Source organism: uncultured Bacteroides sp., assembly GCF_910578895.1.
Classification (GTDB): Bacteria; Bacteroidota; Bacteroidia; order Bacteroidales; family Bacteroidaceae; genus Bacteroides.
In genome coordinates, this window is sequence record NZ_CAJTSC010000019.1 from 34,091 (window position 1) to 57,446 (window position 23,356).

Sequence of the window (23,356 nt, forward strand, 5' to 3'; positions counted from 1 at the left end):
GGGTATTGGATAAAAGAACGGCGGCATGTGGGCCGAAAGCCTTACTTTTGAGACATAAATCTTAAATATCGATGGTATGAGAAATCTCTTCGTTGCAGCACTGTTTTGTGTGCTCTCTTTATCCGGACAAGTACGTGCCGGGAATATCGTTTTTTCGGATAATGACTTACGCGGTGAAGCGGAACGGTTGTTGGTGGAGTGGGTGGATGCGCTGCTCGCCCATCAATGCGCGGGAATGGGACCTACGCTCGACGGCGGCATCTTATGTCCTGCATGCGCCCGCATTCACGGGCGGATAGGTGACGCCGTGTTGCCTTTGATGTATCTGGCGGACAGGACCGGGAATGAAAAATACTTGTCTGCCGCCAAGCGTCTGATGACTTGGATGGAAAACGTGCATCGTCCGGACGGTTCGTGGATGAATGACGTACATGTGTCGGACTGGAGCGGTACGACCGTATTTGCCGCTATTGCCCTGTATGAGGCGTTGCACTATCACGGACATCTGCTGGACGATTCCACCCGAAACCACTGGAAGCGGCAACTGCTGGAAGCCGGTGATTTTATGATGCGGAACCCTCAGATGTACAGCCGCCGCATGCAGGGAAGTATGAAGCGTCTGAACAATGTGAACTATTCCGCCTCGGTCACTTATGCCTTGCAAGCCCTTGGCGGGATGTTTGATCGTCCGGATTTTAAAGCGGAGGCGCGGGTTGTGGCTTCGGATTTGCGGAGCTTTTTCACGGCAAACGACTGCTTCTTGTATGGAGAAGGACCTAAAATCTGGAGCCCGACAAAGAACGGCTGCCTTCCCGTCGATTTAGGCTATAACATCGAAGAGTCGCTGCCCAATCTGGCTTATTATGCGCTTATGGTGGACGACCGGGAGTTGTTGGCAATTGTGGAACGCTCCATGAATACCCATTTGGAATTTATGCTGCCCGATGGAGCGTGGGATAACAGCTGGGGCACGCGCAGCTTTAAGTGGACCTATTGGGGCGGACGTACAAGCGACGGGTTCATGGGTGGTTATTATGCTTTGGCAGAGCGCCATCCGGAGTATCTGGAAGCTATCCGCCGCAATGTGCGGCTATTGGCAAGGTCTACGGCAAACGGGCTGCTTCATGCCGGCAGGGATTATCGTGCCTCTGGGATTCCGGCTTGCATCCACCACACTTTCGGGCATGCCAAAGCGCTGACTGCTTTCCTGGAACTGCCGCCTGTCAAGGCGAAGCCCGGGAAGGCTCTGCCGCGCGATGCGGAGTATGGCGTGAAATTCTTCCGGGATATCCGTACATGGCTGGTGGCGGAAGGACCCTGGAGGGCTACATTTACAGGATACGATGCCGAGTATAAAGTAAAGGGGACGCATCCCATGGGCGGTGCCGTTTCGTTGCTGTGGCATGCACAGGCAGGTCCCGTATTTGCCGCCACGATGAACCGCTATACGTTGATAGAAGCGCCCAATATGCAGAGCAACAGCCGTAAACATATAATGAGCGGCACTCCGAGGGTAGAGATGGTGCAGTACGGAACAGTCTACAGTAACCTCGACGACCTGGATGCGGACATCGTTTATACCAAGGAGAAAGATGCGCACCGCTTCCATGTGAGCACGCATCTGGTGGATATCGATCAGCACTCCCCGGTTCAAGGTCCGATACCGGTGGATATGGATTATGTCTATTCCAAGCAGGGTGTGACCATAAGCATGGAGCATTGTCCTCTTTCCGCCTGTCTGGTTTTGCCGGTGATTGCTTCGCCCTCGGACGTAGCCGAAATGGGTCCGAAGGATATGCGCATCCGTAGAGCGGACGGGACACTGGAGGTTACGTGTGTAAACGGGCAATTGAAAGTGGCTCCTACCGATGAAGACGGGCGTATATTCAATCTGGTGCCGGGTTTCTCTTTTATCCCTCTGCAGGTATTCCCGGAGAGCCCGGACAAAAAAATGGTAGTCAAAATCATGTATAATTAATATATTTTTGTTTCTTTGTCTTGTACTATTAATATATAATGTATGGAGCTATTTCGTTTTTTACTAACGTTATGTGGAATGCTGTTTGCCGGCATCGGGCTTGCCGAGGAGATAGATGGGATGCGTTTCACTCATATAGGTTTGGAAGATGGATTGTCGCATAGTACAATATTCGGAATTAACCAGGACAAGGAAGGCAATTTGTGGTTTGCCACTTACGACGGGCTTAATAAATATGACGGTTATAATTTTACGGTCTATCGCCATCAATATAAGGACCCCAAGAGCATAGCCAGTGACATCATCCGTTGTGTGGCTGTTGATGACGACAACCGTATCTGGATAGGAACACGTGACGGTCTGTCGCTCTATAACCGCCGTCAGAATGAGTTTTCCAATTTCTATTATAACAGAAAAGAACAGAATGTGGCTATCGCTAATATAGTGCCTCTGCAAAAGGATTGGCTGATGCTCGGAACGTCGGAGGGCATCTTGTTGTTCGATGTAAAGGACGGACGATTTATAGGCGATACTTTATCTACGGCTTTGCATTCGCTGAAGCCCACCACATTGGTGAAGTCGGAAGAGTGTGTGTACATTGGTACGGAGGGCGGGTTGTATACCTGTTTTTTACGTGACGGTTCGCTGCAAAAACTGGTGGAACTGCCTGCCAAAGTACAGATAAACGGGATTTTATGCCAGATGTCTAATCGGCTATGGATAGCCACCGAGGGTAGCGGACTGTACATATATGACCTGAAGACTAAAAAGCTGAGGAACTATCGCTACGAGGATAAGACGTCCGGCTTGAGTTCCAATTATGTGCGTTCGCTCGCATTGGACCGGGAGAACCGCTTATGGGTAGGGACTTATAACGGATTGAATATATACGATGAAGGGAAAGATTGTTTTTCCTCATTGGAGAGTTCCATGACCGAGGCGGGAACCTTGTCTCAGAATTCGGTGCGTTGCATATTCAGGGATACGCAAGGCGGCATGTGGCTGGGGACGTATTGGGGAGGGCTGAACTATTATCACCCCTTGTGCAACCGTTTCCAGCAGATAAAGCATATCCCGTTCCGCAACTCATTAAGCGACAATGTGATAAATTGTATCGTAGAAGACAGGAAGAGCAATCTGTGGATTGGTACAAGTGACGGCGGCTTGAACTTCTATGACAGTGCGACGAAGAGCTATAAAAACTACCTGTTCAATCCCGATGCGTCGGATGGGGTTCCTTTCAAGGATATCAAGACTGTGTATGTGGACGAACCTACCGATAAGGTATATGTAGGTGCCCATGCCGGCGGCATGATGGTGCTGCATCGTAAAACGGGAAAGAAGGAGTTCTATAACCAGCAGAACAGCGGTTTGCCAAGTAATCATATCTATTCCATTATCTCGGATGAGAAAGGGGGGCTTTGGATATCTTCTTTGGATTACTTGTTGCATTTCGACATTGCGGAGAAGCGTTTTACCGTTATAGACGAAGATGTGGAGGGGCGCCCCATACAAAAATCTAATCTTTTGTTGTTCAGGGACTCTGAAAAACGTATTTGGGTGGGTGGCAAACTGGGGCTTTCCGTATACAATCAGTTTGGCATGTCTTTGCAGGCTAATGCCGATTTCCCTATAACCACCGATTTAAAGCAGTCTTTTGTGAATTGCATTTATGAGGATTTATCCGGTGATATATGGGTCGGTACGCGTAACGGGCTTTTTGCCCTGCGCGAAGGTGATAAGGAGCTTTTGCAATATACGACGGACGACGGTTTGCCGAGTAATGTTATCTACGGAGTTTTGGAAGACGGCTATGGGCGTTTGTGGATAAGTAGCAACCAGGGACTGAGCTGTTTCAATCCCGACAGCCGGAAATTGCGTAATTTCACGGTAGTAGACGGCTTGCAGAGCAATCAGTTTAATGCCGGTTCTTATTGTCGCATCAGCAATGGACACATGTTGTTTGGCGGCATTAACGGAATTACTTCCTTCCGTCCGGAGACGCTGATAGATAACCCTTATACGCCCAAGCCGGTAATCAACAAGCTTTTCGTATTCAACAAGGAAGTGCTGCCGAATGACGGAACCGGGATACTTAAGGAAAACATCGAATGTGTCGACCATATCACGCTGAAATCTTCCCAGAACTCTTTTTCCATCTCATTTGTCGTGTCTAATTATATAGCGGGCGTGCACAATACTTTTGCTTATAAACTGGAAGGATATAATGAGGAGTGGTATAAGCAGGGCGATATAAGTCCGGTATCCTATTCCAATTTGCCGGCAGGAGACTATACATTCCTTTTGAAAGCTGCCAATAATGATGGAAAGTGGAGCAAGGAAGTGGCGGCTCTCCACATCCGGGTGCTTCCGGTCTGGTATTGTACCTGGTGGGCGCTTTCGCTTTTCGTAGTCTCTTTCCTCCTGCTGCTTTTCGGCATATTCCGTTTCTTCTGGCTGCGTAAAAGCATGCAGACGGAAATCCGCATGGAACGGTTGGACAAGGAGAAGCAGGAAGAAATCAGTCAGATGAAAATCCGCTTTTATATTGATATCTCCCATGAACTTCGTACCCCTCTTACCTTGATTGTCACTCCGTTGCAGGAACTTATCGAACGTGTTAAAGGGCATTGGGAGCATGAAAAGCTGTCGTACATCCAGCGCAATACGAACCGCCTGTTGCATCTGGTCAACCAGCTAATGGATTACCGTCGTGCCGAATTGGGTATTTTCGAACTGCGTCCCGTATATGCCAATGCCTATAAAAAGGTATTGGGCAGTTTCTTGAACTATGAAAATCTGTCGAAAAGAAAGGATATAGATTATAACTTGTACACCGAACTGCAAGATGAGGAGTTGTTGTTTGATGAGACCTATTTGGATTTGATTGTAAACAACCTGCTCTCAAACGCTTTTAAATATACGGAAAAAGGGGAGTGCATTACCGTACGTCTTTATAAGGAGAATAATTACCTGGTCCTGCAAGTGATTGATACGGGCAACGGCATTCCGCAAGAGAAGCAGAAAAGGATATTTGAACGTTTTTATCAGGCGGAAAGCGGACATGAAGGAAGCGGCATAGGGCTGTCGTTGGTGCAACGTCTGGTAGATTTGCATCATGGACGCATCACCTTGGAAAGCAAGGTGGGCGAAGGCTCCACATTCTCCATTTATATACCGCAGGATAAATCGGTGTATACCTCCGAAGAGTTGCTGGCACAGGAAGGAAGCGTCAAGGAGCAGCGCGCTTATTATACCAATGCGCACGATGTCTATGTCGATGATGAAGAACCGTTGGAAACAAGTGCGTTGGCGGACGGGGAAAAAGAAAAGCGGGGGACGATTTTGGTTGTGGATGATAACCTGGAACTCCGGCAATATTTGGTGAGCGGCTTATCAAGCGATTTTAATTTGTTGGAAGCGGACAACGGTCAGAAAGCCTTGGATGTATTGAAAGAGCAGAGCGTCGATTTGGTGATTACCGATGTCATGATGCCTGTGATGGATGGCGTGAAATTATGCAAGGCTATCAAGCAAAACATACGTACTTGCCATATTCCTGTGTACATGCTCTCGGCAAAAGTCGACACGAAATACCAGTTGGAAGGTTTCCAGGTGGGAGCGGACGATTATATCCCTAAGCCTTTCTCTATGCCAATCTTGAAAAACAAGATACTGAATGTGTTGCGTACGCGTTACCGTGCTTTTGAGCACTATTCCAATACCACTGAAGTGGAACCGGAAAAACTGGCAAACAACACAATGGACGAAGAACTGTTGAGAAAGGCGATAGCCGTGATTGAAAAGAACATGGATAATGTAGAGTTCTCAACGGAACAGTTTGCCAGCGAGATGAATATGAGCCGATCCAATCTTCACCTGAAGCTGAAGGCGATTACGGGCAAGTCGGCGATTGACTTTATCCATAAGATACGTTTCAACCGTGCTTGCCAGTTGTTGAAAGAGGGCAAGTATACGGTTTCCGAAATCAGTTTCATGGTAGGGTATAATACCCCTTCCTATTTTGCCGCCCGTTTCAAGAAATATATGGGATGCCTTCCTACAGAGTATGGGAAGAAATAACAGGGATATTGCATGTTGTTATGATGAAGACAAATACTTTATACATCTTTTTTTTAATGTTTGCCGCTTCCCTGCTTATGTCATGCGGGTGGGAGAAGAGGCCGGACTTTCTTATAATCAGGAAGGACAGTCTGCAATACGAGGGAAAAACGGTTGAGCTTTTTAAAATAACCAACAAGCAGGGAATGACCGTTGAGGTTACCAACTACGGAGCGTCTCTGGCTTTTGTCTCCGCACCCGACAGGAACGGGGTTTTCGAGCCAGTGGTTTTAGGTCTCGACAGTCTGCGGCACTATTTGGGCAGGCAACCTAAGCTTGGTGCTACCGTAGGGAGGTTTGCAAACAGAATTAGAAATGCGGAGTTCAGTTTGGACAATGCCCTCTACCGGTTGGAAAAGAATAATAAGGCACATTCTATTCATGGCGGAGTGAAAGGATTTCATACCCGGGTGTTTGATACCGATACATCGTATGTCGTCAAAGATACTGCGGTGGTTGTGTTCAGGTATTTAAGTCCGGACCGGGAGGGAGGTTTCCCCGGAAATCTGAACCTTTCGTTGGCTTATAAGCTGACCGGTAACAATGAGGTTATTTTGGATTACGAGGCATCGACGGACAAGCCTACTGTGGTTAATCTCACCAATCATAGCTATTTCAACCTGACCGGATGCAACGAAAATATACTGGACCATTATTACAGGATTGCGGCAGACTCGATAACGTCGGTCGACTCCATGGGCATTCCGACGGGAGAACTGGCGGCAGTGGCAGGAACGGATTATGATTTCAGGACTTTACAATCGGTAAGGCAACGTATCGGGAAGTTGGGAAGAGGATATGACACCAATTATAAACTCAATAAGCAACCGGGCGCTTTGACGCTTGCGGCGGAAGTCGTAGAACCGGTTTCCGGCAGGGTATTGAAAGCATATACCACCGAGCCGGGCATGCAGTTCTATACCCCGGCTTCCGATTTAAGTTATTTGAAAGGGTATGCGCACCACTCTTATGGAAGATATTACGGTTTCTGTCTTGAAATGCAGCATTTCCCGGACTCGCCTCACAATCCTCATTTCCCGACCACCGTGCTGTTGCCGGGAGAAACTTATCGGCAAATTACTGTATATAAATTTGAAGTATTACCTGAAACAAACTAATTTTGTATTAAAATTATCGATTATGAAAATGAGAAACTGGAAAAAGTATGTATGTTTAGTGGCTGTATCGCTCTTTATGGCTTCTAACCTGTGTGCAGGCGAAACGAATGACGGAAAGATGTCCGGTGCGTCTGTTAAAAAAACAAGAAGTACAACGTTTGTCAGCGGAGAGAAAGCATGGGAACCGGCAGGTACGGGTGTCACCCGGCAGATAATGGGTTATGACGGGCAAGTGATGCTGGTAAAGGTGAAGTTTGAAAAAGGGGCGATAGGTACTCCCCACACGCATTACCATACACAAACCACTTATGTGGCAAGTGGAAAATTCGAGTTTACGGTAGGAGACGAGAAGAAGGTAGTAAAAGCCGGTGACGGCATCTATATCGAACCGGATGTGTTGCACGGTTGTGTCTGCTTGGAACCGGGGATACTTATCGATTGTTTTGCCCCGATGAGAGCCGATTTCTTGAAATAAATTTAGTTTTCATTTTACCCATACCCCCTTCACTGCGCCCTGTTTATCGGGGCTTGCAGGTGAAGGGGGTATTCTTTAAAACGACACGGCTTGAAGTGAACTGCCAATCTCATGTATAGTATCCAATATTAGTTTTCTGCGTTCTGGCGAAGGTGTTTTTGTTCCCTTTATATAGCTTGCCAACAAACTCTGCTGTATACCCATCCGTCGGGCAACCGCCGAAATGTTTAACTCCGGATGTGACAGGAAAGCGTCCTGAATACCGGGAGCGGGTTCTTTAGTGTCATCATAATAGAAACTCTCATAGCTCATATCTTCATCTATCTCATCCCAACGAATGCCGTAATCCCATAGTTCATACTTGGCACGTTGTTCATTGGTGGCAACCAGCAAACGGGGATAGAACTTCAAAGATTGGTATAAAGTCTCTTCTTTATCATTGGTCACATAGATTCTTCCATTTTCAAACCATAATTTAACAACTTTCATATCAATCTCCTTTCTTTATTAATGGAAAATCGAATATTTAAAACTCTCCATGATATTTTCTCCATGCATCTTGGATGTTTTCCAGGTTCTCTTCAAGTACATATTCTGCCAATTTCAACTCTTTAGGTTTTAATGTACTTTCAATCAATCTGACCCCATCTTTAATTTCAAACTTTGCAGAACCATTAACGCTCTTTACGTGACAATGAGGCGGCTGATGGTCTGCTGTGAATATAAGAAATTTCAATCCGAATAAATCTAAAACGGTTGGCATATCATACTTGTTTATTGATTCTATCACAAAGATAGAATATAATTTTATATCCTGTAGTTGCTTTTACATTAAAAAGATATGCAATTATATCCTTTTAACATAGAAAACAGTTTCTTCATCTTGCGAGACGGATTTGCACCGTAGTTGATATTTTCGCGCTCAAAACTCCAACTGTTTGCTTCTGTATGTCCCTGAACCCTAATATCGTTTTCCGGCTTCCGAAAATATGAAGGTACAATATACCCCTTCCTGTAATCTGTTGAGACAGGAAAAATCTGATTGTGGTTTCCGGATGGAATGGTTGGGGCTTTGTGTCAAATACTTATTGATTTTAACATTTCGGGATCGCTGTACCACTTTTCTGTAATCCTGCTTGTACATATCTGTAGTGCGTTTTCTTGCACAAAAATATCCTCTATTATACAAAAATAGCATTCGAAAAGTGTAAAAGTGTGATGATTAAAAACAATGCTTTTACACTTTTTTTAGCATTTGCGGTAAGTTTGCCGCTGAAAAATTATTTCTAAAGTAAAACCTTAGATTTATTTATTATGTACAAATTAAAAGAACTGTTTTTAATGTTTATCCTCGCCTTTGTGAGCATGTCTGTATATGCACAAAGTGTGACTGTTACAGGTAAAGTCATCGATAGCGACGGATATGAAGTAATTGGTGGTAGCGTAACTATTAAAGGTGCCGCCGGTGTGGGAACTGTTACGGATATCAACGGTAACTACTCCTTGAAAGTAAATGATGCGTCGAAAGATGTATTGGTCTTCTCGTATGTGGGAATGACTTCCCAGGAAGTAAAAGTAAACGGTAAGAATGTAATCAACATCACGCTACAGGTAGACTCCAAAGTGTTGGACGAAGTGGTAGTGGTTGGTTACGGTACGGTGAAACGTAAAGACTTGACCGGTTCGGTAACTTCCGTTAATAGCAAAGAACTTTCCAAAGTGCCTACAAGCGATGTGACGCAAGCACTTGCAGGCCGTATGGCAGGTGTGCAAATCCAGCAGAGCGAAGGTGCGCCGGGTGCTTCTATCTCCATTCGTGTACGCGGCGGTATCTCCATTACGCAAAGCAACGAACCGTTGTATGTGATTGACGGTTTCCCGAGCGAGGATGGCATGTCTACATTGGACCCAGCCGAGATTGAAAGCATTGACGTGCTGAAAGATGCTTCTGCTACTGCTATCTATGGTGCGCGTGGTGCTAACGGCGTTGTGGTGATTACCACAAAGAGCGGAAACAAGGGTGGCAAGACTACTGTGACTTTCGATTCTTATGTCGGTTTCAAGAAAATCGCCAAGAAACTGGATGTCCTTTCTCCTTACGAGTTCGCTTTGTTGGACTATGAGCGCAATGTCGGATTGGCTGCCAATACCGATGATGTGGCAAAAGGTATTGAGACTTTTGAAAAAAACTATGGCAGTTATGCTGACATCGCTTCCAATTACATGGGTCGTAAAGGCATTGACTGGCAGGACCGCACATTGGGTCGTACGGCATTGACGCAGAACTATCGGGTAGGTGTGAGCGGAAGCACCGACAAGATGAATTACAGTCTGGCATATTCTTACTATGATGAAGAAGGCGCCATGGTGTTCAGCGGTTCTAACAAGCATAATATCTCGTTCAATATGAACCATAAGGTAAACGACCGTTTGGATATCACCGCCCGCATCAGCTTCGACCAGATGAAGATAGAGGGTATGGGTACTTCCGAAGGCGGCGACCGCTTCAATAAGATGCAGCACATTTTGCGCTATCGTCCTACGGTAGGTATCAAAGGTGATGACGAAGCTCTGCTGGACGATGAAGACCCGATTTTTGCCGATGACAGCGGTAATGTGATGCAGAACCCTTTGCTCTCTGCTTCGGAAGAGACTAATAACCGTGAGTTCCGCACTTTCCAGGCAAACGGCGGTTTTACTTACAAACTGTTTAAAGGATTGTCTTTCCGCAATACTACCGGTATGCGCTATCAGATGCGCCGCACCGATGTATTCTATGGCGACAAATCCGTGACCGGTAAGCGAAGCAGTATCAACGGTAGCATCCAAAATGCGGATAACGGTAGCTTCCAGACTTCTAACGTATTGACTTATAACTGGTCTAACGACAAGCACGATGTGACTGCAATGGCGGGTCATGAATATGTAAACCGTTGGAGCCGCAGCGTGAAATCTGCTGCCGCCCAGTTCCCTAACGATGAAATCGGTTTGGGCGATATGTCGTTGGGTGTGCCTGCCTCTATCGAAAGTAGTGAAAACTATGATGACAAGCTCTGTTCATTCTTTGCACGTGTCAACTATGGTTTCAGAGACCGTTACCTGTTTACGGCTTCGGTACGTGCCGACGGCTCTTCAAAGTTCGGTAAGAACAACAAATGGGGCTATTTCCCCGCTTTCTCTGCTTTGTGGCGTTTGAGCGAAGAAGAGTTCATTAAGAACTTGAACCTCTTTTCCGATTTGAAGTTGCGTGTAGGTTACGGTATGTCCGGTAACAACCGTATCGGAAGCTATAACAGTTTGGCAATCCTCGGTTCGGTAGACTATGCGCAAGGCAACGGTAGCGTAGCCGGATATGCTTCCACGCAGATTCCCAATCCTGACTTGAAGTGGGAAGCGAACAAAACGTTCAATGTGGGTGTAGACTTCGGTTTCCTCGACCAGCGTATTACGGTATCTCCTGAATTTTACATCAACCGCAGTAGCAACTTATTGCTGAATGCCAAACTGCCTTCTTCTTCCGGTTACAAATCCATGATGATTAATGCGGGCGAAACAGAGAACATGGGTATCGACCTCACCATTAATACCGTGAACATTCAGAATAAAAACTTCTCGTGGAATACGGCAGTGACACTTTCGCACAATAAGAACAAGGTGAAGAAACTGACCGGTGAACAGGTGCAGGAGTGGGAAGCCAAGTTTGGTTATGACCAGAATACGCACATCATCGGAGTGGACCAGCCGCTGGGACAGATGTACGGTTATGTGACAGACGGTTTGTATCAGGTGGAAGACTTTAATTACGATGCAGCCACCAATACTTATACGCTGAAAGACGGAGTTCCCTATAAAGGCGACAAGGAGAATGTGAAGCCCGGTATGTGGAAATTCAAGAACTTGGACGGCAGCGAAGATTGCAAGATTACGGAGTCGGACAGAACGGTGATAGGAAATGCCTATCCGAAGATTTATGGTGGTATTAACAATACCTTTACTTATAAGGATTTCGACTTGAGCATCTTCCTTACCTACAGTCTTGGTAATGATGTATTCAATGCTACCAAGCTGACAAATACGAAGTCCGGCAGAAAGAATGAGAATGTATTGACAGTTGCGGATAGCAAACACCGTTGGGTATTGGTGAACAGCGAAGGCAAGCCTATAAGCAGCCCCGAAGAAATGGCGGAACTGAACAGAGGAAAAACATTCGCTGCGATATACGATAACGAAGACGGTGACAAGTATGTCCACTCTTGGGCGGTGGAAGACGGTTCGTTCTTGAAACTGAGCAATGTGACGTTGGGCTATAACTTCCCCAAACAGATGATTAGCAAAATCGGATTGAGCAAGTTGCGTTTGTATGCTACCGGTAACAACCTGCTGACTTGGACCAAGTATAGCGGTTTCGATCCCGAAGTATCTACTATGGGTAACGGATTGACTCCCGGTGTGGACTTTGGTGCTTATCCTAAGAGCCGTTCATTCGTATTCGGCATTAATGTTGCATTTTAATCTATCAGAAAGGAAAACATACAATGAAAAGATATAAATTGATTTGCGCGCTTTGCGCATTTGCGGCAGTAGGTTTTACAGCTTGCGATTTGACGGAAGAACCGACCTCGATGTATGAGAAAGATACTTTTTTTGACTCGGAAGCCAAAGCCAAAATGGCGGTAGTGGGTATCTACGATTGTCTGGCAATAGACAAGCATTACGGACAGTTTGAAATGGCGATGCCTTGTTCGGACGATGTGTACTACATCCAAGGTACAGGAACGGACGGCACCCGTAGAGATATCGCACACTATACGGTGACAAACACGAACCAGTGGATTGCTTCGTGCTGGGAGTACAAGTATCAGGCAATAGACCGTGCTAACTTTGCGATAGCCGGCATCGAGGGCATGGCTGGCTATTCGGAAGAGAACACGGTGCTGCAGGAACTGATAGCACAAGCGCGTTTCCTGCGTGCGTTTATGGCATTCGATTTGGTGAAGTACTGGGGTGACGTGCCTTTCAAGACAACTTATTCCAGCGGTTATGGTGATGCTTTCCAGCCCCGTACCGATCGTGAACTTATCTATGACGAGATTATCAAGGATTTGAACTTTGCCAAAGACAACCTGCAGCAGGCAAGCGCTGCCTTGTCTCCCGAAGTTCCTTCGCAGGGTGCCGCTCATGCGTTGCTGATGCGTGTATTATTGCAACGTGCCGGTTACAGCCTGCATGCCGACGGCACACTGCAACGTCCGGACGATGCAACCCGTAAGAGTTATTTTGACGCTGTAATCACGGAATGGAAAGCTTTCCAACAGAAAGGTTATCATGACTTCTTTACCGGTGGTTATGAAGCATTGTTCAAAACCTATTCGGAAGGTGTGCTGAACTCACAGGAAAGCTTATGGGAAATTGCTTTTGAACCGAAAGGTGGCTTGAAAGAAAATGCCGGGACATGGGCTACTTACAATGGTCCGCTGGTAGCTGCGCCGGACGGCATCAAACCTGCCGACAACGGTAAGTATATGGGACGTGCCAATGCTTTCTTCCGCATTTTGCCGGCTTGGAAAGATTTCTTTGAGGAAGGTGACGAACGCCGCGACGTGCTGGTAGTGGACTACGAATATACGTGGAACAAGAATAAGTTGGAACATGTGAAAAAAGTAGCTGAAAAGAAAATAGACACGGACGGTGACGGTGAGAATGACAAGACGATAGCCGATGTCTTTAAATGGTGTCCCGGAAAATGGCGCCGCGAATGGATGCCGCTGGGCTTTGTAGATCCGAACAATACCGGTGTAAACTACTGCCCGTTGCGTTATGCTGATGTGGTGCTGATGGCTGCCGAGGCTTATAACGAAACAGGAGACACCGGCGAGGCTTGGCGTTTGCTGAATATGGTTCGCGGACGTGCGAAAGCTACCCAAATAGACGGTACCAACTATGCAGCGTTCTACAAAGCTCCCAAAGTATATGATTTGCCTTTCATTGCCGACGGCGACGAGGCGGGCAAGTTCCGTACGGCACTTTTCTGGGAACGCGGCTTCGAATTGGCTTGCGAAGGACAGCGTAAGTATGACCTCATTCGTTGGGGGGTATTGGCTGAGTCTTTGAAGAGTGCTCAGGACCATATTCAAACCAACCCCGACTGGGTAACTTGTCTGAAAGGCAAATACATTGCCGGCGATAAGTTCAAGACCGGTAAGCATGAGCTGTTCCCCATTCCTTTGAGTGAACTTCAGTCGAACGCTTCTTTGGAGGGCAAGAACAATCCGGGTTATTAAAGAATGATGTTGTGTTGATGGACATTGTCCGTCGACTTTGAAAGATGCTTCATGAGGAATAGAGGGGGTAACTGCCGCTTTTTTCATGAAGCATTTTTCAGTATACTGCCTGTCATATAAACTGATTTTAAATACTTACTTATCTGCTTAAATTAAATTATGTAATTAGTATGGGAAAGATGAAATCTATTTTGAGCATAGCGCTTCTGCTGTTTGCCTTTACCGCAAATGCGCAGCAACTCCGCCGCGAAGCCTTCGAACTGCTGAACCTGGACTATCCGGGCTTGGAGAAAGTAAAAACCGCTTGCGCCGGGCAGGAATGGGAGACGGCGGCACAAGAGTTGCTGGACTATTACCGTAACCGTACCCATATCACACATCCGGACATCGACCTGAAGAACCTTTCGATATCACAGGAGGAGCAGAAATGGGCGGATGACGCTTTGGACCACACTTTCTTTGTGCATAAGGGCTATCAGCCGTCGTATAACTACGGCAAGGACATCAATTGGGAGTACTGGCCCGTGAAAGACAATGAGTTGCGCTGGCAGTTGCACCGTCATAAATGGTTCACGCCTATGGGCAAGGCATATAGCCTTTCCGGTGACGAGAAGTATGCGAAGGAGTGGGCTTGCCAGTATCTTGACTGGGTGAGGAAAAACCCGCTGACTCAAGTCCGGAAAGAGGAGTTCGAACTGGTCAGTGCCGGTGAGATAAGAGACAACGCGGACAATGTCCGGTTTGCCTGGCGCCCGTTGGAAGTGAGCAACCGCTTGCAGGACCAAACCGGGCAATTCCTCCTGTTCTGCACATCGGAAGCGTTTACTCCGCAGTTCCTTACCGAGTTCTTTGTCAACTACCACCGTCACGGCAAGTTCATCTTGGGCAATTATTCGGACGAGGGCAACCACCTGCTGTTCGAAGCGCAGCGCATGGTCTACGCAGGCGTTTTCTTTCCCGAACTGAAGGATGCCGCTACTTGGCGCGAAAGCGGGATTGGCATCCTGAACCGTGAAATCAAGAAACAGGTGTACAAGGACGGCGGACAATACGAGCTGGATCCTCACTACCACCTGGCGGCAATCAATATATTCTGCAAGGCACTGCGTATGGCGGATTGCAACGGCTTCCGCAACGAGTTCCCTGCCGAATACCTGGATACTATCAAGCGCATGATCGAGTTCTATGCCAATATCTGCTTCCCCGACTATACCAATCCCTGTTTCAGCGATGCCAAGTTGGGCGATTATCAGGCGGAGGTTGCCAACTACCGTGATTGGCTTGCGCTGTTTCCCGACAGTGAATGGATACGCTATTATGCCACGGAAGGTCGCGAGGGCGCGTTGCTGCCCTACCAGTCTCATGGCGCGTTGGCTTCCGGTTTCTTCACTTTCAGAAGCGGCTGGAAGAAGGATGCTGCCGTAATGGTGGTAAAAGCCGGTCCTAAGGGCGAATGGCATTGCCAGCCGGATAACGGCACTTTCGAACTTTGGTTCAATGGCAAGAACCTGTTTCCGGATACCGGTGCGTATGTCTATGCGGGAGATGCCGAAGTGATGAAGTTGCGCAACTGGTTCCGCCAGACGCGTGTGCACAACACGCTGACGCTGGACGGCGGCAACTTGGAGACTACGCAGTCTGTAACGAAGCTGTGGCAACCGGAAGGTGACGTGCAGGTATTGGTGACGGAAAACCCGGGTTACAAAGGGCTGAAGCACCGCCGCACGGTGTTTTTCGTAGACCGGACCTATTATGTCATTGTGGACGAGGCTGTAGGCGATGCTAAGGGGACGGTCAACCTGAACTACCACTTCTGCGAGGGCAAGGTGAATATCGATGCTAAGAAGAACATGGTGACTACGGCATACGAGGGTCCGAGCAACGTGAAGTTGCAATGCTTTCCGGAGAAGAAGGCTGTGCTGAAAGAGACGGAAGGCTGGCGCTCTGTCGCTTACCGCCAGCGTGTGCCCCGCACTTCCTTGTCTTTCGATGTGAGCAAAGAAGGCTCGGAAACAGCTGTGCGTTACATTACGGTTATCTATCCGGTGAAGGACACAGCTGCCTATCCGGCACTGAAAGCCAAGTTCCGTAACAAAGGATTTGACGAGCAGGGTGTAGAAGTGGAAGTCAGCATCAACGGCAAGGCGCGCCGGTTGGCATCTCAATTGAAATAGCGTGGTGCTTTCTCTTTGAAGAGAATTTAAACAGGCTCTTTGCCTTTGTGGATTATTTTTCAGTTACACGGATTGCGTGGATGACGCGGATTTTTTTCTTTATGGCAGAAAGAAACTGCGGCATCCGCGCATTTTTCGCAAGAGAATACCTATATTTGCTACCAATCATTTACAAAGCATGGCTATGGACAATAAATTTGTAGTAAATATAGGTCGCCAGTTGGGCAGCGGCGGACGGGAAATCGGAGAGAAACTGGCTGCACGCCTGGGCATTGGCTTTTATGATAAGGAACTGATAAACCTTGCCTCCGAAGAGAGCGGGTTGTGCCGGGAGTTTTTCGAGAAAGCCGACGAGAAGGCTTCGCAGGGCATTATAGGGGGCTTGTTCGGCATGCGTTTCCCGTTTATCAGCGACGGAGCCATGCCTGCCGCCAATTGCCTGAGCAACGATGCGCTGTTCAAGGTGCAGAGCGATGTGATACGCAGGTTGGCTTCCGAGAAGTCCTGCCTGTTTGTGGGGCGTTGTGCCGATTACATCTTGCGTGACAATCCGCGTTGCGTCAATGTCTTTATCTCCGCATCGCGCGAAGACCGCATAGCCCGCCTGTGCCGTTTACATTCCATTACGGAAAACGCCGCCGAGGAGAAGATGAACAAGGCGGACAAGCGGCGTGCGGAATATTACAACTACTATAGTAATAATGCCTGGGGAGCGGCTTCCACCTATCATCTATGCATTGATTCGTCCGTATTAGGCATTGACGGAACGGTGGATTACATCGAAGAGTTCGTACGAAAGAAACTGAAACTTTAGGGGGTATCGGGAGTTAGAAGGAGTTGTTCCCCCTCTGATAATTCCTTTTCCGCAATTCAATTCCGTTTGGCTATAATAAATTCGGGAAGAATTTTACTATATTTTGAATTATAGTAAAATTCTTCCCGAATTTATTAATAGCGCTCAAATACCGCTACGGGCAGCTTCTTACATCATTGTCAGTAATATCATCTGTCCTGCCAGGATACGCAGGAACATTGTCAGCGGGTAAACCGTGGAGTAACCTACGGACGGTGCGTCATTGCCCGAAGCTTGGTTGGAATATGCCAATGCGGGCGGGTCGGTGTTACTACCGGCAATCAGACCCATCAGTGTGAAATAATTGACTTTGCAGTAGAAACGGGCAACCATACCGATAATCAGCAACGGAATGGTCGTAATCAGGAAACCGTAACCCACATACGCCAAGCCGCTTCCTTCCACTACGGTCTGCACGAAATGCTCTCCCGCCTCTATGCCTACGCTGGCAAGGAAGAGCACGATACCTATTTCGCGCAACATCAGGTTGGCACTCATCGTGGTGTACGTCACAAGGTGCAACTTATGCCCGAAGCGTCCGATAAGGATTGCTACCACCAACGGACCGCCTGCCAGACCTAATTTCACCGGGGTCGGCATGCCCGGGAATGCGATAGGAAGGCTACCCAACAGAATACCGAGGAATATACCGATAAAGATTGTAACGATGTTCGGCGAGTCCAAGCGCTTCAGTTGGTTGCCCAGTACGCCTGCCACACGCTCTACGGCATCCTGCTGGCCTACCACCATTACGCGGTCGCCCACCTGCAACACCAGGTTCGGATCGGCAAACAGGTCCATGCCCGAACGGTTGATGCGTGTAATGTTCACGCCATACATGCTGCGGAAGTGCATGCTTCCCAGTTTCTTTCCGTTGATTTCCGATTTGGTCACCAGGATGCGGCGCGATACCATAGGCATATCTTGCTTTTCCCAATCCACCTGGATTTCCTTACCGATGAGGGCGATGACCGCTTCGGCATCTTCCTCGGAACATACGATGAACAATTGGTCGCCGATGTGGAACTCCGTATCCTGGTTAGGGATGCTGACATGGCCTTCGTGGCAGATGCGGGAGCATACGAAAGGACGTCCCAGGAACTCTTTTACCTGAATCAGCTTCTTGCCGTCGATAGACTCGTTGCGCACTTCCAGGTTCAGCATGTGCGGCATGTGCTTCATGTCGGCTTCCTGCGTATTGAGTTCCTCTTCTTCCTTTTTCAGGTTGACGCGGCAGATATAGCGTATGGCAATAATGGAACCGATGATGCCCACCACGCCAAGCGGATAGGCGCAGGCATATCCCAGTGCAATGGGGTCTCCTGTATAGTTCAGCTGGTTCAGCGCTTCGTTGGCGGCACCCAGACCGGGAGTGTTGGTCACGGCACCGTACAGGATACCTACAATCATCGGCAGGTCTATGTTGCCGTCGATAAAGTAAATGCTCAATGCGACAACGATGTTCAGCGCCACAATGCCTACTGCAAGCATGTTGAGCGTCATTCCTCCTTTCTTGAAAGAGGAGAAGAACGACGGTCCTACTTGCAGACCGATGCAGAATACAAATAAAATCAAACCGAACTCACGGATGAAATGCAGGATGTGCGTTTCGCCTGTAAATCCGAAATGTCCCATCAGAATACCGGTGAAGAGCACAAATGTCACTCCCAGCGATACTCCGAAAATTTTAATCTTGCCCAGCAATACCCCCACGGCTATGACGAACGCATACAAGCAGACGATATGCGCCACGGAGGACGGGTCCCAAAGAAGACTTTCTATCCAGTTCATACTACCTTATTATATGTTGTTTTTAAAATTTCGCGCAAAATTACTCAATAAAGGGGAGTTGGCAAAGGGTTTGCCTTTCTTTTTGTAATACCTGCTTTGCAAAAACAAACCGCCTGATATGCTCTGTGGCGAATAAGAATGGGCATAGCATCGCCCGTAGGCGCAATTTTCACTAAAAAACCTTTTTCTTTGAACTATTTCCTTATATTTGCATGTCTCTTGACAACACAATTGAATACTATTCATCATTTTAATTTTAAATAAACTATGGCAGACAGTAAAGAAAAACTCTTCTCGGACTTCTCTCCGGTTTCTACGGAACAGTGGATGGAGAAAGTGGCCGCAGACCTGAAAGGTGCGGACTTTGAGAAGAAACTCGTTTGGAAGACAAACGAAGGGTTCAAAGTAAAACCTTTCTATCGCGTGGAAGATCTTGAGGGCTTGAAAACCGCAGATGCCCTTCCCGGCGAGTTCCCGTATCTGAGAGGTACAAAGAAAAACAACAATGAGTGGTTCGTCCGCCAGGAAATAAAGGTGGAATGTCCCGAAGAGGCGAATGCCAAGGCTTTGGACATCTTGAACAAGGGCGTCGACTCGCTCTCTTTCCACGTGAAGGCCAAAGAACTGAGCGCGGAGTATATCGCGGCTCTGCTGAAAGATATCTGTGCGGAATGCGTGGAACTGAACTTCTCCACCTGTCAGGGACACGTAGTGGAGTTGGCGGAATTGCTTGTGGCTTACTTCCAAAAGAAAGGATACGACCTTACGAAGCTGCAAGGCTCCATCAACTACGACTATTTCAATAAGATGCTTGCCAAGGGCAAGGAGAAAGGCGACATGGATGCTACGGCAAAAGCCTTGATGGAAGCCACTGCCGCTCTCCCGAAATATCGTGTGCTGAACGTGAATGCGCTGACGCTGAACAACGCGGGTGCCTATATCTATCAGGAACTGGGCTATGCGCTGGCTTGGGGTAACGAATATATGCACCGGCTGACCGAAGCCGGAGTGCCTGCCGCCGTGGTGGCAAAGAACATCAAGTTCAATTTCGGCATCAGCTCCAATTACTTCCTCGAAATCGCAAAATTCCGTGCAGCGCGCATGCTGTGGGCGAATATCGTGGCTTCTTACAATCCGGAATGCCTGCGCGACTGTCCGAACAAGGGCGAAAACAACGAATGCCGCTGTGCCGCCAAGATGAGGATACATGCGGAAACCTCTACTTTCAACCTCACGCTGTTTGATGCGCACGTCAACTTGCTGCGTACGCAGACCGAAGCGATGAGTGCCGCGCTGGCAGGTGTCGACTCTATGACGGTGGTGCCGTTCGACAAGACGTATGCCGTGCCCGATGAATTTTCCGAACGTCTGGCGCGCAATCAGCAGTTGCTCCTGAAGGAAGAGTCACACTTCGACAAGGTAATCGACCCGGCTGCGGGTTCCTATTATATCGAAAACCTGACTGTGGCAATAGCCAAGCAAGCCTGGGAACTGTTCCTTGCAGTAGAAGAGGAGGGCGGTTTCTACGCTTCGGTGAAGAGTGGCAAGGTGCAGGCTGCCGTGAACGAAAGCAACGCGGTTCGTCATGCGGCGGTTGCCAAGCGCAAGGAAGTGCTGCTGGGCACTAACCAGTTCCCCAACTTCAACGAGAAGGCAGGCGACAAGAAACCTTTGGAAGCCGCTTGCTGCTGTGGCGGACAGCATACTTGCGAAAAGGATGTTCCTTCACTGAACTTCGACCGTGCCGCCAGCGAATTTGAAGCGTTGCGTCTCGAAACGGAAGCATCCGGCAAGCGTCCGAAAGCGTTTATGCTGACTATCGGCAACCTGGCAATGCGTCAGGCGCGTGCCCAATACTCTTGCAACTTCCTGGCTTGTGCCGGATATGAAGTGGTCGACAACCTCGGTTTCCCCACCGTAGAGGAGGGTGTAGAGGCTGCAATGGCGGCTAATGCCGATGTCGTGGTGCTCTGCTCGAGCGATGATGAATATGCGGAATATGCCGTTCCTGCCTTCAAAGCCCTGGACGGCCGTGCCATGTTCATCGTAGCCGGTGCTCCTGCCTGCATGGACGAGTTGAAGGCGGCAGGCATCGAGAACTTTATCCATGTCCGCGTCAATGTGCTGGAAACGCTGAGAGAGTTTAATGAGAAGTTACTAAAATAGAACACAGGGACGCGAAGACACACCTCCTGATCTCCCTGATAGATTGGTAATTTATACCCCGTGTCTCCGTACCTCTGTGTTTAAAACCATAAATAGTATGAGAAAAGATTTTAAAAACTTAGATATATACGCCGCTTTCCAGCCTGCCAATGGCGCTGAGTGGCAAAAGGCTAACGGCATCAAAGCCGACTGGAAAACTCCGGAACACATCGAAGTGAAGCCTGTTTACACCAAAGAAGACCTCGAAGGTATGGAGCACCTCGGCTATGCGGCAGGTATTCCGCCCTATCTGCGTGGTCCGTATTCGGTAATGTACACCCTGCGTCCGTGGACCATCCGCCAGTATGCCGGGTTCTCCACGGCAGAAGAGTCCAATGCTTTCTATCGCCGTAACCTGGCTTCTGGTCAGAAAGGTCTGTCCGTGGCATTCGACCTTGCCACCCACCGCGGTTACGATCCCGACCACGAGCGTGTGGTAGGCGATGTCGGCAAGGCGGGTGTTTCTATCTGTTCGTTGGAAAACATGAAGGTGCTCTTCGACGGCATTCCTTTGAACAAGATGTCCGTCTCCATGACCATGAACGGCGCGGTGCTTCCGGTTATGGCATTCTACATAAATGCCGGTCTGGAGCAGGGCGCCAAGTTGGAAGAAATGGCAGGTACTATCCAGAATGATATCCTGAAGGAGTTCATGGTGCGCAACACCTATATCTATCCGCCCGCATTCTCCATGAAGATTATCTCCGACATCTTTGAATATACTTCTCAGAAGATGCCTAAGTTCAACTCCATTTCCATTTCCGGCTATCACATGCAGGAAGCCGGTGCTACGGCGGATATCGAGTTGGCTTATACGCTGGCGGACGGTTTGGAATACCTTCGCGCCGGTGTTGCCGCAGGCATTGACATCGATGCGTTCGCACCGCGCCTGTCGTTCTTCTGGGCCATCGGTACCAATCACTTCATGGAAATAGCCAAGATGCGTGCCGCGCGTATGTTGTGGGCGAAGATTGTGAAGCAATTCAATCCGAAGAACCCCAAATCGCTGGCATTGCGCACGCACTCACAGACATCCGGCTGGTCGCTGACGGAACAGGACCCGTTCAACAACGTAGGCCGTACTTGCATCGAAGCGATGGCTGCCGCTTTGGGACATACGCAGTCGCTGCATACCAATGCGTTGGACGAGGCTATCGCACTGCCTACCGACTTCTCCGCACGTATCGCGCGCAATACGCAGATTTATATTCAGGAAGAAACCTACATCTGCAAGAATGTAGACCCGTGGGGCGGTTCCTACTACGTGGAGTCTCTGACCAACGAACTTGCGCACAAGGCTTGGGAACTGATTCAGGAAGTGGAAAAACTGGGCGGCATGGCGAAAGCTATCGAGACCGGCATCCCCAAGATGCGCATCGAAGAGGCTGCCGCACGTACGCAGGCACGCATCGACAGCGGTTCGCAAACCATTGTGGGTGTGAACAAGTACCGCCTGGAGAAAGAAGCTCCTATCGATATCCTTGAGATTGACAATACGGCTGTCCGTCAGGAACAGATTCAGAACCTGAAGACTTTGAAGGAAGGTCGCGATGAAGCTGCCGTTCAGAAGGCGCTCGAAGCCATTACCAAATGTGTGGAAACGAAAGAGGGCAACTTGCTGGAACTGGCTGTGGAAGCAGCGCGCGTGCGTGCCACGTTGGGTGAGATTTCGTATGCTTGCGAAAAGGTAGTAGGACGTTATAAAGCAGTAATTAGAACTATTTCAGGCGTGTATTCATCAGAAAGTAAGAATGACAGCGACTTCCACCGTGCTTGTGAATTGGCGGAGAAGTTCGCGAAGAAGGAGGGACGTCAGCCCCGTATCATGGTAGCCAAAATGGGGCAGGACGGTCACGACCGCGGTGCCAAAGTGGTAGCAACCGGTTATGCCGACTGTGGTTTCGATGTGGACATGGGACCGTTGTTCCAGACACCTGCCGAAGCGGCTCGCGAGGCTGTGGAAAATGACGTCCATGTAGTAGGTGTCTCTTCATTGGCTGCCGGACACAAGACGCTGGTGCCGCAGATTATTGAAGAGCTCAAGAAGTTGGGACGTGAGGATATCGTGGTTATCGCAGGCGGTGTAATCCCGGCACAGGACTATGACTTCCTTTACAAAGCAGGCGTGGCGGCTATCTTCGGTCCCGGTACTCCGGTGGCAAAGGCGGCTTGTCAGATTCTTGATATCTTGTTGGACGAGGAATAATCTGTTGAGATAAATGTTAAAAAAGGACGGGATGCGTTTGCATATCCGTCCTTTTTTCTTAATCTATGTTATGAAACATGCTTTTTTTCTTGGATAATTTGCAAGTTACTCAAATGTCCGTATCTTTGCAATGTGTTTTTCATAGTATTAGAT

Annotated in this window: 13 protein-coding genes; 10 read left to right on the top strand and 3 right to left on the bottom strand. The window is 48.4% G+C overall.

Annotated elements, in window-relative coordinates; genetic code table 11:
- Window positions 1-76 precede the first annotated feature (76 nt).
- The 4 genes from QZ327_RS06840 (at window position 77) to QZ327_RS06855 (ending at window position 7,693) form a co-directional block, all read left to right on the top strand.
- Window positions 77-1,978, top strand: a complete 1,902-nt coding sequence (locus QZ327_RS06840) for a hypothetical protein (protein WP_294618219.1) — start codon at window positions 77-79, stop codon at window positions 1,976-1,978.
- 42 nt (window positions 1,979-2,020) lie between these two features.
- On the top strand, window positions 2,021-6,061 hold the full coding sequence (locus QZ327_RS06845) for a two-component regulator propeller domain-containing protein (protein WP_294618221.1): 4,041 nt from the start codon (window positions 2,021-2,023) through the stop codon (window positions 6,059-6,061).
- Between the two features lie 77 nt (window positions 6,062-6,138).
- A complete protein-coding gene (locus QZ327_RS06850) occupies window positions 6,139-7,218 on the top strand; it encodes an aldose epimerase family protein (RefSeq protein ID WP_294618240.1) in 1,080 nt (359 codons plus the stop codon).
- Window positions 7,219-7,240: 22 nt separating this feature from the next.
- Window positions 7,241-7,693 carry a cupin domain-containing protein gene (locus tag QZ327_RS06855; RefSeq protein ID WP_294618223.1) on the top strand — a complete coding sequence of 151 codons (453 nt, stop codon included), beginning with the start codon at window positions 7,241-7,243 and terminating at the stop codon, window positions 7,691-7,693.
- A gap of 75 nt (window positions 7,694-7,768) precedes the next feature.
- On the opposite strand, the gene QZ327_RS06860 is transcribed toward QZ327_RS06855, so the two are convergent.
- Window positions 7,769-8,182, bottom strand: a complete 414-nt coding sequence (locus tag QZ327_RS06860) for a DUF2442 domain-containing protein (RefSeq protein WP_294618225.1) — start codon at window positions 8,180-8,182, stop codon at window positions 7,769-7,771.
- A 37-nt stretch (window positions 8,183-8,219) separates the two neighbouring features.
- Entirely contained in the window at window positions 8,220-8,456 is a 237-nt protein-coding gene (locus tag QZ327_RS06865; protein ID WP_294618227.1) for a DUF4160 domain-containing protein, read from the bottom strand.
- 551 nt (window positions 8,457-9,007) lie between these two features.
- On the opposite strand from QZ327_RS06865, the gene QZ327_RS06870 reads away from it, so the two are divergent.
- From QZ327_RS06870 to QZ327_RS06885, 4 genes are all read left to right on the top strand, one after another.
- Complete coding sequence (locus tag QZ327_RS06870) at window positions 9,008-12,205, top strand: TonB-dependent receptor (RefSeq protein ID WP_294618229.1); 3,198 nt, start codon at window positions 9,008-9,010, stop codon at window positions 12,203-12,205.
- Between the two features lie 23 nt (window positions 12,206-12,228).
- Window positions 12,229-13,974 carry a RagB/SusD family nutrient uptake outer membrane protein gene (locus QZ327_RS06875; RefSeq protein WP_294618230.1) on the top strand — a complete coding sequence of 582 codons (1,746 nt, stop codon included), beginning with the start codon at window positions 12,229-12,231 and terminating at the stop codon, window positions 13,972-13,974.
- A gap of 170 nt (window positions 13,975-14,144) precedes the next feature.
- Window positions 14,145-16,148: a heparin-sulfate lyase HepC gene (gene hepC / locus QZ327_RS06880; RefSeq protein WP_294618232.1), complete on the top strand. Its 2,004-nt coding sequence runs from the start codon at window positions 14,145-14,147 to the stop codon at window positions 16,146-16,148.
- Window positions 16,149-16,332: 184 nt separating this feature from the next.
- Window positions 16,333-16,962 carry an AAA family ATPase gene (locus tag QZ327_RS06885; protein WP_294618233.1) on the top strand — a complete coding sequence of 210 codons (630 nt, stop codon included), beginning with the start codon at window positions 16,333-16,335 and terminating at the stop codon, window positions 16,960-16,962.
- 168 nt (window positions 16,963-17,130) lie between these two features.
- Here the strand turns inward: QZ327_RS06885 and QZ327_RS06890 are convergent, their stop codons facing one another.
- On the bottom strand, window positions 17,131-18,792 hold the full coding sequence (locus QZ327_RS06890) for a putative transporter (protein ID WP_294618235.1): 1,662 nt from the start codon (window positions 18,790-18,792) through the stop codon (window positions 17,131-17,133).
- A gap of 267 nt (window positions 18,793-19,059) precedes the next feature.
- Between QZ327_RS06890 and mutA the strand changes: the two genes are divergently transcribed.
- Complete coding sequence (gene mutA, locus QZ327_RS06895; protein WP_294618237.1) at window positions 19,060-20,958, top strand: methylmalonyl-CoA mutase small subunit; 1,899 nt, start codon at window positions 19,060-19,062, stop codon at window positions 20,956-20,958.
- 97 nt (window positions 20,959-21,055) lie between these two features.
- Complete coding sequence (gene scpA / locus QZ327_RS06900) at window positions 21,056-23,203, top strand: methylmalonyl-CoA mutase (protein ID WP_294618239.1); 2,148 nt, start codon at window positions 21,056-21,058, stop codon at window positions 23,201-23,203.
- Window positions 23,204-23,356 lie beyond the last annotated feature (153 nt).

Excerpts from the sequence above, each read along its gene's own strand:
- QZ327_RS06840 (WP_294618219.1), top strand. The coding sequence starts at position 77 with ATGAGAAATCTCTTCGTTGCAGCACTGTTTTGTGTGCTCTCTTTATCC.
- QZ327_RS06845 (WP_294618221.1), top strand. The coding sequence starts at position 2,021 with ATGGAGCTATTTCGTTTTTTACTAACGTTATGTGGAATGCTGTTTGCC.
- QZ327_RS06885 (WP_294618233.1), top strand. The coding sequence starts at position 16,333 with ATGGACAATAAATTTGTAGTAAATATAGGTCGCCAGTTGGGCAGCGGC.
- QZ327_RS06855 (WP_294618223.1), top strand. The coding sequence starts at position 7,241 with ATGAAAATGAGAAACTGGAAAAAGTATGTATGTTTAGTGGCTGTATCG.
- QZ327_RS06890 (WP_294618235.1), bottom strand. The coding sequence starts at position 18,792 with ATGAACTGGATAGAAAGTCTTCTTTGGGACCCGTCCTCCGTGGCGCAT.
- mutA (WP_294618237.1), top strand. The coding sequence starts at position 19,060 with ATGGCAGACAGTAAAGAAAAACTCTTCTCGGACTTCTCTCCGGTTTCT.
- QZ327_RS06860 (WP_294618225.1), bottom strand. The coding sequence starts at position 8,182 with ATGAAAGTTGTTAAATTATGGTTTGAAAATGGAAGAATCTATGTGACC.
- hepC (WP_294618232.1), top strand. The coding sequence starts at position 14,145 with ATGGGAAAGATGAAATCTATTTTGAGCATAGCGCTTCTGCTGTTTGCC.
- QZ327_RS06875 (WP_294618230.1), top strand. The coding sequence starts at position 12,229 with ATGAAAAGATATAAATTGATTTGCGCGCTTTGCGCATTTGCGGCAGTA.
- QZ327_RS06850 (WP_294618240.1), top strand. The coding sequence starts at position 6,139 with ATGTCATGCGGGTGGGAGAAGAGGCCGGACTTTCTTATAATCAGGAAG.
- scpA (WP_294618239.1), top strand. The coding sequence starts at position 21,056 with ATGAGAAAAGATTTTAAAAACTTAGATATATACGCCGCTTTCCAGCCT.
- QZ327_RS06870 (WP_294618229.1), top strand. The coding sequence starts at position 9,008 with ATGTACAAATTAAAAGAACTGTTTTTAATGTTTATCCTCGCCTTTGTG.
- QZ327_RS06865 (WP_294618227.1), bottom strand. The coding sequence starts at position 8,456 with ATGCCAACCGTTTTAGATTTATTCGGATTGAAATTTCTTATATTCACA.